This window comes from Sinosporangium siamense, from assembly GCF_016863435.1.
In the GTDB taxonomy this organism is placed as follows: Bacteria; Actinomycetota; Actinomycetes; order Streptosporangiales; family Streptosporangiaceae; genus Sinosporangium; species Sinosporangium siamense.
On sequence record NZ_BOOW01000007.1, the window covers coordinates 279,352 to 293,328 of the forward strand.

A 13,977-nucleotide genomic window follows, 5' to 3' on the forward strand; every position below is an offset into this window, starting at 1 on the left:
AGGGCTAGATCGTAGACGGCTGAGCATTGGACCAGAGTACGCGTCGGCGTTACTCGGAGGTAGGCACCACGCGTCGCCGGTACTGTTGGGCGTCGTGGGAGTCGCTAAGGAACGTGTCGCGCAACTCGAATACTCCGAGTTCCAGGGCGCGATGCTCGACGAGGCCAAACGCCGCCGTAAAGCCGCGAAGATCATCGCGGTGCTGGCTCACTTCTTGGGCACCGGGCAGGGCTTGGGAAATAGGCAGGGCTTGGGAAATGGGCAGGGCTTGGGAACCGGGCAGGGAACGGGGGTTAAGGGTGGCACCGGGCAGGAGCCTGGTGCCGAGCCGGACTCCCCAGCCGGGGTGCTCGCCGGGCTGACCGTGGCGGATATCGGCTGTTCGGCGGGGTTCATCGCCGATGAGCTGGCCGAGGCCGGGGCGCTGCACACCTTCGGTGTCGACATCGACGTGCCGGGCCTGCGCAAGGCGGCGGCCAGGTTCGGCGGGCGGGTGGCGTTCGTGTGCGGCGACGGCACGGCTCTGCCGTTCCCCGACGGGTCGGTTGACGTGCTGGTGTTCAACCACATCTACGAGCACGTCGTCGACCCCGACGCGATCATCGCCGAGATGCGGCGCGTGTTGTCCGATCGGGGGGTGCTCTACCTAGGGCTCGGCAATCGGCTCGGTGTGATGGAGCCGCATTACAAGCTGCCCTTCCTGTCCTACCTCCCGCCGGCGCTCGCCGACCGCTATGTGCGGGCCTTCGGCCGCGCCGACCATTACTACGAGCGCTATCGCACGCGATGGGGCCTGCGGAAGATGATGCGGGAGTTTCACGTGTGGGACTACACGTTTCCCGTGCTCGCCACACCTGAGCGGTTCGCCGGGTCGGAGCTTTTCCCCGGCATGATCGGCAAGGTCGCCGGGGCCGTGCTGGCCCGGGTGCCCCGGGCCGCGCTGCGGCTGCTGCTGCCGGTCGTGCCGACCTACCTGTGGGTCGCGACGAAGAAGCCGATGGTTCCCCGTGGCCCCAGGCTGCCCCGACCTCCCGAGCGGGTCCGTCCCCTGTGAACACCGGCGACCCCCGCGAGAACACCGGGCCCGCCGCGATGGGCTCCGGCTCGGCTGAGGCCGCGTCCCGCGCGCCGGCCTCGCGGGCTCATGCCGTACCGGCGGGAGATGCTCCCGCGGCGGCGCCGCGGCGCCGGTCCTGGGGGCGGGTGCTCCGGGTCGGGTTCCTCGTGATCGCGCTGGGGTTCGGCGCGTGGGCGGTGGCGGGGCAGTGGGACGCGGTGGCGGCGGCGTTCGGGCGGCTGTCGTGGGGGGCGCTCGCGATGTCGCTCGTCGCGGTGGTGGGGGCTCTGGGCTGCGGGATGATGGTCTGGCGGGCGCTCCTCGCCGACCTCGGGTCCCGGCTGCCGCTGCGCCCGGCAGGCAAGATCTTCTTTATTGGCCAGTTGGGGAAATACATCCCCGGCTCCATCTGGCCCATGGTCGCCCAGATGGAGATGGGCCGTGACCACGGCGTGCCGAGATCGCGCAGTGCGGCGGCCTTCTTCCTGGCGTTCCCCGTGCAGCTCGGCAGCGGGTTGCTGATCGCCGCCGTAACCCTGCTCGCCTCGACGCCCCGCTCCATCGGCCCATATGCGTGGGCGCTGCTCCTGATCCCGGTGACACTCGTGGCGCTCGAACCCCGGGTGATCAACAAGGTGATCGCCTTCGGGCTGCGCAAGCTGCGGCGCGAGCCGCTTCCCGTTCCTCTCACCCGCAAAGGCATGCTCACGGCGCTGATGTGGGCCACGATCGGCTGGGTCATGTACGGCGCGCACCTCGCCGCCGTGCTCTCCGAGTTCGTGGCGGGGTTCACGCTTGTGCACCTGGCCGTCTTCTCCGTCGGGGCGTTCGCGCTTTCCTGGTGCCTCGGCATCATGACCTTCGTCGTGCCCGCGGGCGCGGGGGTGCGGGAGGTCGCGATGGTCGCGGTTCTTATGCCCGTGCTGGGGGCGGCGGGTGGTCAGGGCACGGCCATCGCGGTGGCCCTCGTCTCCCGCATGGTGATCGTCATGGGGGACCTGATCTGCGCCGTCTGCGGTGGTTGGGCGGCCAGGAGAACGGCCGGTTCCGCACAAGGTCATGCTCAGCAAAATGCCCTGTGATTTAGCCCACGTTTCGCCGGGTGCGGTCATAGAGTGAACGGGGGAACGGCGGTCAGAACCGCCGCGCGGATCTTGAGGGGAGAGATCCACTGTGACACCTCGGGTGCTTGTCGACGCCGCTGCTGTGCCTGCGGACCGTGGTGGCTTGATCAGATATGTCGATGGACTCGTGAGGGCCCTCGACCGGGCGGGAGCCGACCTGGTCGTGGTCTGCCAGCGCTCCGACACCGAGCGATATCGGCGCCTCGCGCCCTCCGCCCGAGTGCTGGCCGGCCCGGTGTCCATCGCCAATCGGGCCACGAGGCTCGCGTGGGAGCAGAACGCCGTGCCGATCCTCGCCAAGCAGGTCGGCGCCAAGGTGATTCACGCGCCTTACTATTCGATGCCGCTCGGCTCAGGGGTGCCCACGGTCGCCACAGTCCACGACGTGACGTGGTTCACCGAGCCCGAGCAGCACAGCAGGAAGAAGGCGTCGTTCTTCCGCTGCGCCACCCGCACCGCCGTGCGCCACGCCGCCCGTGTGATCGTGCCGTCGAAGGCGACCAGGGATGAGCTGGTCAGGGTGTTGTCGGCCGACTCCACCCGGCTCGACGTCGCCTATCACGGGGTCGACACGGACTTGTTCCACCGGCCGAGGGTCGACGAGGTGCGCCGGGTGTCGCGCCGGCTGGGGCTGCACGGCCAGCCTTACGTCGCTTTTCTGGGAGCGCTCGAACCCCGCAAAAACGTGCCAAATCTCATCCGGGGGTTTGTCCGCGCGGTGGAGTCGGTGCCCGAGCGTCCCGCGCTCGTGCTGGCCGGCGGCATCCACGACGACGAAGTCGACGCCGCCATTCGTGAGGTGCCGGGGGACGTGCGGGTGATCAGGCCGGGTTACCTCGCCTTCGGCGATCTGCCGGGCTTCCTCGGCGGGGCTCTCGTCGCGGCGTTCCCGTCGCGGGGCGAGGGCTTCGGGCTCGCCGTGCTGGAGGCCATGGCGTGCGGCGCGCCCGTGCTGACGACGCAGCGTTCGGCGCTGCCCGAGGTCGGCGGCGACGCGGTCGCCTACACCGAGCCCGACGTCGAGGGCATCGCCCGCAGCCTCACGGCGCTCCTCACCTCCCCCGACCAGCGCGAAAGGCTCGCCGCCGCGGGCCGGGCACGCGCCGGGGAGTTCACGTGGCGGGCGTCGGCGGAGGCACATCTGGTCTCCTATCAGCGGGCGGTCGAATAGTGCGTTAGCCTCTCCGCGTGACGCAGAGCAACGTGCCCCACGCCCCCGGCGGAGTCCCCGCCCCCGACCTTCAGGCGATCTTGCTGGTGGGCGGTCAGGGCACCCGGCTGCGACCCTTGACGATCAACACTCCCAAACCTCTCCTCCCCACCGCCGGTGTGCCGTTCCTGGCCCACCAGCTCGCCCGGGCCCGCTCGTTCGGCGTGAGCCGCGTCGTCTTCGCGACGTCCTATCGCGCGGAGATGTTCGAGGAGGTCTTCGGCGACGGCGCCGGCTTCGGGCTCTCCTTGGCATATGTGACCGAGGAGACCCCGCTCGGCACCGGCGGCGCCATCCGCAACGCCGCCCGCGGCCTGACCTGCGGCCCCGACGCGCCCGTGCTCATCTTCAACGGCGACGTCCTGTCCGGCCACGACATCGCCGACCAGGTTCGCATGCACGTCGACCGCGACGCCGCCGTCACGCTCCACCTCGCCGAGGTCGAGGACCCGAGCGCCTTCGGCTGCGTGCCCACCGACGACGAGGGACGCGTCACCGCCTTCCTGGAGAAGACCCCCGACCCCGTGACCAACCGCATCAACGCCGGGTGTTACATCTTCAAGCGGTCGGTCATCGACACCATTCCCGAAGGCGAGGTCGTCTCCGTCGAGCGCCAGACCTTCCCCGGCCTCATCGACGCCGGAGCGCTCGTGCTCGGTTACGCCGACCGGTCCTACTGGCTGGACGTCGGCACCCCCGCCGCCTTCGTCCAGGGTTCCAGCGACCTCGTCCTCGGCCGCCTGGCCTCCCCGGCCCTGCCCGGCGCGCCCGGAGAGCACCTCGCGCTCGCGGGCAGCGACGTGTCACCCCAGGCCAAGGTCGAGGGCGGCTCCGTCATCGGCGCCCGCGCCACGGTCGCCGCCGGAGCCTGCGTCAGCGGCAGCGTCCTCGGCGACGACAGCGTCGTCGCGGCCGGCGCCGTCGTGACCGACTCCGTGATCGGCACCGGCGCCCGCATCGCCGAAGGCGCCGTCGTGCGCGGCGCCGTCATCGGCGACCACGCCGTCATCGGCCCCCGCAACGAGCTTCCCCCCGGCACCCGCGTGTGGCCGGGGATCACCTTGCCCGACTGCGCGATCCGAGTGTCGAGCGAGCTCTGACCCGCTAGGGGGCACGGCGGGTGCCTCGGCGCTTTGGCCGGTCGGCCGGGTCTGTGGGCGGGGTGCGGCGGGTGCCTCGGCGCTTTGGCCGGTCGGCCGGGTCTGTGGGCGGGGTGCGGCGGGTGCCTCGGCGCTTTGGCCGGTCGGCCGGGTCTGTGGGCGGGGTACGGCGGGTGCCTCGGCGCTTTGGCCGGTCCTCCGGGTCCGTCAGCGTGGCACGGTGGGAGTCTCGGCGCTTGATCGACGGGGGAAATAGACGACGTTAAGACCGAGGGGCACCGTACATCTCTGTGTCCCCTCGGCCTTAAGGGGATTTCTAGTCCTTCGTTTCGACTCTCACGTGAGTCACCGTGCCAAGAACGTTGATGGAGGAGTGGTTGCCCACGTAAGCCCACTGGCTTTCCATGACGGCGGGGCCGACCCACGGGTTGACGTGGATGAAGTTGACGACCACCCGGTGCTGGCCGGTGCCGCCCGCGCATTGGCTGGTCACTCTGTAGCCCTCTTGGGTCCAGCTACAGCCGGCGGGCAAGGCGTGAGCCGCCGAGGCCATACCCATGAGGACACCCGCGCTGATCAGGGTGCCGGCGGTGACCATTCCTGCCCACTTCTTGATTTTCATGCTGCTTTACCTCCCGGTGTTGTCGTGCATGGCGGATTGACGTGATGCGGGCGATGCCTGAGCCAGGAAACGGTGAAGGGGTACTTCCTGGATGGCTTCGCGGGAATTCCTGTCGGCTCGTCGCTGACATAAGGCCGGCGATTGGGGGGAGTGCGTCCGGGGCAAGGCGGGAAGACGATCGGTTGCTCCGGTGCCCAGCCGTTCTCCCGCCGCTTTTGCTTAGGAAAGTTTCCTAACCGAAAACCTACCTGGCTGCGAAGATGAGTCAAGTCTCGGCATGTTCGCCGAATGTCCGCCTTGGCGGATCCCCCCTTGGCGGGTGTCCGGAACAGCGAGGGCGGCGGCCCCGGGAGCCTGAACTAGGCTCACGTTGGAGGTGGGGAATGGAACGTGTGTGGCGGCCGGACGTGGCCCTGAGCGGGGCACTGGACGTGGCGCTGACCATGTCGCCGCACCGCCGCGGCGGCGGCGACCCCACATGGCGGCAGGAGGCCGGCGGCGCCGTGTGGCGCACGTCGCGCACCCCTTTGGGGCCGGGCACGCTGCGGGTCACCGTACTCCCCGGGGAGGGAGCGGTGGTCGGCCGTGCCTGGGGGCCGGGTGCGGAGTGGATGCTGGACACGCTTCCTGAGCTGCTCGGAACACATGACGACAAGTCCGGGTTTGATCCACAGCACGACGTTGTCCGGGACGCCGCCCGCCGCCATGCCGGGCTCCGCATCGGCCGATCCGGACGCGTCTTCGAGGCCTTGGTGCCCGCAGTCCTCGAACAAAAGGTCGTCGGGCGGGAGGCCTGGCGTGCCTGGCGCTGGTTGTTCGCGCGGTACGGCGAACGCGCGCCCGGCCCCGGCCCCGAAGGACTCAGGGTGTTCCCTCCGCCGGAGGTGTGGCGGTCCATCCCGAGCTGGGACTGGCATCGCGCCGGCGTCGAGGGTGTCCGCGCCAAGACGATCGTCAATGCGGCCTGGCACGCGGAGAAGTTCGAGGCCGCGCGTGAGTCGCCTGAGTTGGACCGGCTGCTCAGGCTTCTGCCCGGGATCGGGGTGTGGACCTCGGCCGAGGTCCGCCAGCGTGCCCTCGGCGACCCGGACGCGGTCTCGGTCGGGGACTACCACCTTCCCTCGGTGGTGGGCTGGGCGCTGACCGGAGAGAAGACCGATGACGCGGGCATGTTGCGGCTGCTTGAGCCGTATGCCGGGCATCGTTATCGAGTGACCCGGCTACTGGAGTTGAGCGGGCACCGCCCTCCCGCCCGCGGCCCGCGTATGGCGGTCCGGGACTACCGGTCGTTTTAGCGCGGCCCGCCGGTGGATAAGCGCAGACAGGTGACCTCGGCCGGCGAGCCACCCGAGGATCTGCGCGTTCGTGCCGTCGAGCAGGCGGACAGGTGACCTCGGCCGGCGAGCCACCCGTAGGAAACACCTGCTGAATGCCTGACGAGGCGGGCAACGTAATGTGCGCGTATGAGTGAGCGTCATCCCCAAGTCAGTGATAGCGCTCTGCGTCGCGCCCTAGCCAGGGCGCGCGACGGCAAGGCGCTCGATGTCAACGAGGCGACCGTACTCCTCCACGCACGCGGCGATCACCTGGAGACCCTGCTTGGCCATGCGGCCAGGGTGAGGGACGCAGGTCTTGAGGCCGTGGGGCGTGCGGGAATCATCACCTATAGCCGGAAAGTATTCGTCCCGCTCACCCGGTTGTGTCGTAACCGGTGTCACTACTGCACGTTCGCGACCGCACCCCACAAACTGCCCAGCGAGTTCCTCAGCCCGGACGAGGTGCTCGACATCGCCAGGCGGGGGGCGGCTCTGGGGTGTAAGGAGGCGTTGTTCACGCTGGGCGACCGGCCGGAGGACCGGTGGCACCAGGCGAAGGAATGGCTTAACGCGCATGGATACGACGACACGTTGTCCTATGTCCGTGCGATGGCGATCCGGGTGCTGGAGGAGACCGGTCTCCTGCCGCACATCAACCCGGGGGTCATGAGCTGGCGCGACCTTCAGCGGCTTAAGCCGGTGTCGCCCTCGATGGGCATGATGCTGGAGACGACCTCGACGAGGTTGTTCACGGAGAAGGGCCAAGCTCACTATGGTTCGCCGGACAAGGACCCGGCGGTGCGACTTCGTGTGCTTGAAGATGCCGGGCGGTCGAATGTGCCGTTCACGACCGGCATCCTGATCGGCATCGGGGAGACGATCCGGGATCGGGCGGAGTCACTGTTCGCCATCCGCAAGGTGGCGAGGGAATACGGCGGCATCCAGGAAGTCATTATTCAGAACTTCCGCGCGAAACCGGACACCGTCATGCAGCGGATGCCGGACGCCGACCTGCACGAGCTGGCGGCGACCATCGCGGTGGCGCGTCTGGTGTTCGGGCCGAAGATGCGTGTGCAGGCCCCGCCCAACCTCATCGGCGACGAGTTCGAGTTGATGGTGCGGGCCGGGATCGACGACTGGGGCGGCGTGTCGCCGCTGACGCCCGACCACGTCAACCCGGAGAGTCCCTGGCCGCAGATCGAGCGCCTCACCGCGCTTACGGCGGAGGCCGGCTTCACGTTGCGCGAGCGTCTGACCGTCTACCCCGAGTTCATCAAGGCGGGGGAGCCCTGGCTCGACCCTAGGGTGGTGGGGCACGTGCGTGCGCTCCTCGACCCGGTGACGGGCATGGCCGACGAGTCGGCGCTGGTCGTGGGCCGTCCGTGGCAGGAGCCCGACGGGGGGTTCACGGCGTCGGGGCGGGTCGACCTGCACGTCGGCGTGGACACCGAGGGCAGGACGAACGACCGGCGTGATGACTTCGACCACGTTTACGGTGACTGGGAGGCACTGCGGGAGCGCCTCCATGAGAGCGATCCCACGGCGGCCTCCGACGGCACCGGCACCACCGCCCCTGTCAACGCGGTCGGCGGGGTTCTCGTGGGCGACGTCGGCGAGGCGTTGCGCCAGGCCGAGCGGGACCCCGCGAAGCTGACCGAGGCGCAGGCGCTGACCCTGCTGGAGACGGCCGGCGACCAGCACGGACGCGGGGCCGACGACGCGGCGCTGGCCGCCCTGTGCGAGATCGCCGACGGGCTGCGCCGGGAGGCGGTGGGCGACGACGTGACCTACGTCGTCAACCGGAACATCAACTTCACCAACGTCTGCTACACGGGTTGCCGGTTCTGCGCGTTCGCGCAGCGGCGCTCGGACGCCGACGCCTACACGCTCTCGCTCGACCAGGTGGCCGATCGGGCGCAGGAGGCGTGGGCGGCGGGCGCGACCGAGGTGTGCATGCAGGGCGGCATCCACCCTGATCTCCCCGGCACGGCATATTTCGACATCGCCAAGGCGGTGAAGGCCAGATGCCCGGATATGCACGTCCACGCCTTCTCCCCGATGGAGGTGGTCAACGGCGCAAGCCGTACGAACCTCTCCATTGAGGACTGGCTGGTCGGCGCGAAGGAGGCGGGGGTGGACTCGCTGCCGGGCACGGCGGCCGAGATCCTCGACGACGACGTGCGCTGGGTGCTGACCAAGGGCAAGTTGCCGACGCAGGAGTGGATCGAGGTCATCACGACAGCCCACCGGGTGGGCATTCCGACCACGTCGACGATGATGTACGGCCATGTCGACAACCATCTGCACTGGGTGCGGCACATCAGGCTGATCCGCGAGCTGCAGTCGCGCACGGGAGGCTTCTCGGAGTTTGTGCTCCTGCCGTTCGTGCACCACAGCGCGCCCATCTACCTGGCGGGCATCGCCCGGCCCGGCCCGACCTCGCGGGAGAACCTCGCGGTGCACGCGCTGGCCCGGGTGCTCTTGCACGGGTCCATCAAGAACATCCAGTGTTCATGGGTGAAGCTCCGCGACGGCCTGTGCCGGCAGGTGCTCGCCGCCGGGGTCAACGATCTCGGTGGCACGCTGATGGAGGAGACCATCAGCCGCATGGCGGGCTCGGAGAACGGCTCCTACAAGACGATCAGTGAGATCGCCGCGATGGTGGCCCCCACCGGCCGCCCGCTGCGGCAGCGCACGACCGAGTACACCGAGCCGAGCGCCGAGCGCAGGGCCGCGGCGGCGGCCAGTGACGGTGTGTGCGGGAGTGTGCGGCGTACGGCGGTGCCGATCACCTTGACGACCCGCGTGGAGTCGTAGCCGACCACGCGTGACGGTCAAGTCCGACCGTCCGGGTTCCCAGCCTCGGGGAACCCGGACCCAAACAGCCCTACCGAACCAGGATGAAGTCGGCGGCGGCGCGCGGTGCGCGGTCGCGCGGGGGAGCAGCGGGATGGCCGATGGCCACCGCGCCCATGGGATCGTAAGTGGAGGGCAGGTCCAGGACATCGCGTACGGTGTCCCGGCAGAACATCGTGGACGACACCCAGGCCGAGCCAAGCCCTTCGACGGCCAGTTGCACGAGGAAGTTCTGCACCCCGGCGCCGGTCGCGACGACGAACATCTCCCGTTCGGCCTGATTGCGGCGCTCGTCGCGATAGGTGTGCGAGCCGTCCATCACCAGACAGGGCACCGCCAGGTATGGCGCACGCCGCAACACCTCACCGCGTTTGACGCGGCGGGCGATCGACTCTTCGCTGAATCCGTCGCCCCGAAGGTCGGCGATCCAGGCCGCGAGCATGGCGTCGAGCAGTTTCTCCCGCGATTCGGCCGACTCCAGCAGCACGAAACGCCACGGTGTGGTGTGGTGCGGCGCCGGAGCCGCGATGGCGGCGTCCACGGCGCGGCGTACGGCGGCGCCGTCCACAGGTTCGTCGGAGAAGTCGCGGATGGTGCGCCTGGCGAACACGACGTCGCGCGAGCCGTACGCGAACAGGTCGTCGTCGGCGGTGCGCACGAGAGCGCGTGCGCCGGGCCCGTCGTCAGGTGTGACGAGGGTTGAGAGGCCGCTCACGACCGCGACCGGCACTCCGGACAGTTTGCCCTTCACCAGCTCGCCCGCCGCGGCGAGCTCGTCGGCGAGCGCAGTGATCGTGGCGCTCAGCGGGTTGCCGTGTTCGTCGCTCATTCCGCGGAAGTCCGCCATGACGGTGACACCGGCCGCGCCGATGGCGACGTCGGTGAGGCCCTCGCGCCACGGGCGGCCGAAGGTGTCGGAGACGACGACCCCGACGTTCTTGCCGAGCCGCTCACGGAGACCGGCGCGGATGGCGCGGGCGGAGGCGTCGGCGTCCTCGGGCAGGAGCAGCACGGTGCCGCGTTCGGTGTTGGAGGCGTCGACGCCGGCCGCCGCCATGACGAGGCCGTGCCGTGTCTGCGAGATCACCAGGTCGCCGCGGCGGGCGACCACGCGGACGGTCTCGTCGGCGATGGCCTGGGTGCGGTCGTCCGCCCGGCGCACCTGCCCTTCCGCCTTACTGACGATCTTGGAGGTGACCACCAGGATGTCGCCGTCGGCCAGGTCGGGTACGGCGGAGCCGATGATCGTGGCCAGGTCGTCGCCGGGGGCGATCTCGGGCAGCCCGGTCACAGGACGGATGGTGATCATTGTGCGAGTTCTCCGGCTAGGTCGAGGGCGGCTTGGGCGAGGGCGGCGGTGGCGGCGGGGTCGCTCATGAGGACGGGGCGGACCTCGACCCGGACGCCGTCGAGGCGGGTGTCCCGGTCCTCCTCCGCGACGAGCCAGCCGTCGATCAGGGATGCTCCGTACAGCTCAAGCACGCCCTGCGCGGTGGCCGGCACGCCGACGGCGGCGAGGCAGGCGTCGGCCATGCCCCGCACGGGCGCGCCGCCGATGATGGGGGAGACGCCGACGACGACCTTGGCCTCCAGGGCCTGCCGGATGCCGGCGATCTGGAGGATCGTGCCGATGCTGACCACTGGGTTGGAGGGCGGCAGGATCACGAGGTCGGCGCCGTGGATCGCCTCGAGCACGCCGGGGGCGGGCTTGGCGTCGGCGGCGCCGATCAGCGCGATCTCCTCGGCGGGTGCGGAGGCGCGCATCCTCACCCACCACTCCTGGAAGTGGATCGCGCGCCGCCCGTGCTCGTCGGTGACCACCACGTGGGTCTCGGTGCGGTCGTCGCTCATGGGCAGCAGGCGCACGCCGGGCTGCCAGCGTGTGCAGAGCGCCTCGGTGACCTGGGAGAGGGGGTAGCCCGCGTTCAGCATCTGGGTGCGCACGATGTGGGTGGCGAAGTCCCGGTCGCCGAGCCCGAACCACTGCGGCTCCATGCCGTAGGCGGCCAGCTCCTCTTTGACGACGTGGGTCTCCTTGGCGCGGCCCCAACCTTGGTTCTCGTCGATGCCGCCGCCGAGCGTGTACATGATCGTGTCGAGGTCGGGGCAGACGCGGAGGCCGAAGAGCGTGATGTCGTCACCGGTGTTGCCGATGACCGTGATCTCGGCGTCGGGGACGGCGGTGAGCAGGCCACGGAGGAAACGTGCGCCGCCGATTCCTCCGGCGAGGGACACAATGCGCATGCCGCACAGTCTTCCATCCCGTCGTGGATCGTCTTCGTGAGGTGTGAGGAGGCGGGCGCTGGGTGTCGCGTTGTGCATGGCTGGCTGCGAAAATGTCGGTGAAATCCGATAAAAAGACGCATCAAAGATCGAGCCTGCGCTTGAGCGGTAGGGCTTGATCGACTCTTGATGGCCAGTGCTGGTCATGGACGTCGGCCGAGGGTCGGGGGACTCGGAGCCTAACGGGGTGCATGCAGGCACTTGTTAGTACTTGGTGGTACTTGCCGGTAATGGTGATGTTCATAGGTGAGCCGACATGCAAGTCGGCTATGTGCTTAACTCGGCGTCGGCCACACGCAGATACTTGGGGGTTGTTGTGATCAGAGTCGACGCAGGCCGGCTGCGTGAACCGGCAGCGTGGATCACGCTGGCCGCAGCCGCAGCCCAGATCCTCGTGCACGTCGTGTCCCTGTTCTTCCTCGGGGCCCTGTCGTTCGCCGAACGCAGCGGCCTTTACTTCGGCGGCATCGCCGGACCGGTGAACACCGCTCTGATCGTGGGCGCAGTGGTCCTCGTGACCAGATTCGGCCCACCCACACCCAAGGGCGGTATGGTCCTCCTCGGCGCCGCGGGCTCGCTCGCGGCTTCCTTGGTCTTCGGGGCGCTGGCGTTCCTCGCCGGCCTCTTCGCCGGCGACGGGTTCGGCAGCCTCCTGGAGTTCGTTCTCACGCGGGCGCCGCAGCTCGCGCTGGTCGCGCTGGCCCTTCTCTATGTGCTGCCGATGGCCATGCCGGAGTCTGGCAAGGGCGGGCAGCAGGGCAAGCAGACTCCCTTCCCGGGGGCCCAGCAGGGTCCCGGCGGAGGCGCGCCCGGGGGGCCCGGTCCCGGTTTCGGCCAGGCCCCTCCGCCGTATGTCACTCCTCAGGGCCCGATTCCCGGGACCGGCCACGGGCCGGTGCAGAAGCCGCTGGGCCAGACCGGAGCGAACCCGCCCGCGCCCGGCATGCCCGTGCCGCCGCCGCCCGGCGCACCCACCCCTCCGCGGCCGGCGCCGGGCGCCCCCGCCGCCGGTGCGCCTGCTCCCGGTGCGCCCGCGCCCGGCGCGCAGGCCGGGTGGCAGCCGCCCGCCGTTCCCGAGCCCTTCGGCAAGCAGCCGGGCGCCGACGCGCCGCCGTCCGGCGGCCCGTATCACACCGGCGCCCACCTGAGCGACGGCTCCTTCGACCAGCAGGCCGACGCGACGCAGAACTACCGCTCGAGCGACGCCGGGCCCTCCGGCTACCGCGGGGGCGACACCGGCCCCGGAGGCCAGGGAACAGGGCCGGGACCGTCTCAGGCCGCGCCCTCCGGCTCCACTCCCTCGTCGCCGGGTGGAGGCGCCTTCCAGCCCTCCCAGCCGTCCTACGGCCAGTACGAGCCGCCGAAGCCGCTGCCTCCGGTGACGCCGGCCAACCCCGACCCCTACGGGCAGCAGCCGACCGGGGTCTATCCGCTGCCGTCGGCCCCGGCCGCGCAGCCCGAGCGCTATTCGCAGGGGAGCGGGTCCTACCCGGCGCAGGACAGCCGTCCGGACAATCCCTACCCGTCCCCGGACGGCGGGCAGAACAACGCCTACACCCCGCGCGACTCCCGGCCGGACATCTTCACGCCGCAGGACAGCCGTCCCGACCTGCCCGCGCCGGTCGACGGTCTCCCGTCGTATCCGTCCTACGGTCAGGGCGACATGTCGACCCCGCCGTTCGGGCAGGCCGCGCAGCAGACCGGAGGCTACGGTAACCAGCCGGACGTCTTCGACACAGGTCAGGGGCCGTACACCACGCCCTCCGTGTATGACTCCCCGCAAATCTCGACAAGTCAGCCCATCGCCGGATATCCCGCTCCGGACTACGGTCAGCTGCCGAATCCGTACCACGAGTCCAGCCCGGGGGATCCGCGCACGCAGCAACTCGCGCAGGCATATCAGCAGGCCGAGACCTATCAGCAGGCTCACGCCGGAACTATGCCTTCGATTCCCTATCCCGGGGATACGCCATCTGACGTGGGCTATCAGCCGTATAACGATGCGCTTGCCCCGCAACCGGGACAGCATCAGCAGCCTTCAAATCCCTCCACCCCGCAGCACGACTATGCGCAAAGCCAAGGTCAGCCCGTGCACCCGTCGGCCGAGGCGACGGTGCGGTTCGACCCGAGTGCCTATCGGGGTGACGCACTAAACAATCCTTCCCGTCCTTCGACGAGTCCGGATCAGTCCGGCTAACGGGACGACACCCCTCGATCCATCGGCGATCCACGCCTCTGACGAACCGCGCCGGTAATGGCCGCGCAATCACAGGGTAGAGAGAAGGTGTCACCTGGTCAGGCCCAGAACATGGGCTGCTACGTTTCCGTCCGCTGAACCTGCGGAACTCGGCGGGACACCGCTGCGCGTGGGCCGTGCAACCCGCCCATCGCGAGCACACGGCTTTGAAC

10 protein-coding genes are annotated in these 13,977 nt (G+C 69.7%); 7 read left to right on the forward strand and 3 right to left on the reverse strand.

Going from position 1 to position 13,977, the window contains the following annotated elements; all coding sequences use genetic code 11:
- Positions 1-151 precede the first annotated feature (151 nt).
- The 4 genes from Ssi02_RS06130 to manB all read left to right on the forward strand — a co-directional run bounded on the left by Ssi02_RS06130 (position 152) and on the right by manB (position 4,491).
- Complete coding sequence (locus Ssi02_RS06130) at positions 152-1,054, forward strand: class I SAM-dependent methyltransferase (RefSeq protein WP_373870087.1); 903 nt, start codon at positions 152-154, stop codon at positions 1,052-1,054.
- Positions 1,051-2,139, forward strand: coding sequence for a lysylphosphatidylglycerol synthase transmembrane domain-containing protein (locus Ssi02_RS06135; protein ID WP_239128636.1), 1,089 nt, complete (start codon positions 1,051-1,053; stop codon positions 2,137-2,139). Before Ssi02_RS06130 ends, Ssi02_RS06135 begins: the two co-directional genes overlap by 4 nt.
- A gap of 124 nt (positions 2,140-2,263) precedes the next feature.
- Complete coding sequence (locus Ssi02_RS06140) at positions 2,264-3,352, forward strand: glycosyltransferase family 4 protein (RefSeq protein ID WP_275410607.1); 1,089 nt, start codon at positions 2,264-2,266, stop codon at positions 3,350-3,352.
- 17 nt (positions 3,353-3,369) lie between these two features.
- Positions 3,370-4,491, forward strand: a complete 1,122-nt coding sequence (gene manB / locus Ssi02_RS06145) for a mannose-1-phosphate guanylyltransferase (RefSeq protein WP_239128638.1) — start codon at positions 3,370-3,372, stop codon at positions 4,489-4,491.
- A gap of 316 nt (positions 4,492-4,807) precedes the next feature.
- On the opposite strand, the gene Ssi02_RS06150 is transcribed toward manB, so the two are convergent.
- Positions 4,808-5,113 carry a hypothetical protein gene (locus Ssi02_RS06150; RefSeq protein ID WP_204021928.1) on the reverse strand — a complete coding sequence of 102 codons (306 nt, stop codon included), beginning with the start codon at positions 5,111-5,113 and terminating at the stop codon, positions 4,808-4,810.
- Between the two features lie 383 nt (positions 5,114-5,496).
- Here Ssi02_RS06150 and Ssi02_RS06155 point away from each other — a divergent pair, with 383 nt between their 5' ends.
- Positions 5,497-6,408 (forward strand): DNA-3-methyladenine glycosylase family protein, encoded by a 912-nt coding sequence (locus Ssi02_RS06155; RefSeq protein ID WP_204021930.1) that lies wholly within the window; start codon positions 5,497-5,499, stop codon positions 6,406-6,408.
- Between the two features lie 168 nt (positions 6,409-6,576).
- Positions 6,577-9,246, forward strand: coding sequence for a bifunctional FO biosynthesis protein CofGH (locus tag Ssi02_RS06160; protein WP_204021932.1), 2,670 nt, complete (start codon positions 6,577-6,579; stop codon positions 9,244-9,246).
- Positions 9,247-9,316: 70 nt separating this feature from the next.
- Here the strand turns inward: Ssi02_RS06160 and Ssi02_RS06165 are convergent, their stop codons facing one another.
- Positions 9,317-10,594, reverse strand: coding sequence for a coenzyme F420-0:L-glutamate ligase (locus Ssi02_RS06165; RefSeq protein ID WP_204021934.1), 1,278 nt, complete (start codon positions 10,592-10,594; stop codon positions 9,317-9,319).
- Positions 10,591-11,529: a 2-phospho-L-lactate transferase gene (gene cofD, locus Ssi02_RS06170; protein ID WP_204021936.1), complete on the reverse strand. Its 939-nt coding sequence runs from the start codon at positions 11,527-11,529 to the stop codon at positions 10,591-10,593. Before cofD ends, Ssi02_RS06165 begins: the two co-directional genes overlap by 4 nt.
- Positions 11,530-11,824: 295 nt before the next feature.
- Here cofD and Ssi02_RS06175 point away from each other — a divergent pair, with 295 nt between their 5' ends.
- Positions 11,825-13,765 (forward strand): hypothetical protein, encoded by a 1,941-nt coding sequence (locus Ssi02_RS06175; protein WP_204021938.1) that lies wholly within the window; start codon positions 11,825-11,827, stop codon positions 13,763-13,765.
- Positions 13,766-13,977 lie beyond the last annotated feature (212 nt).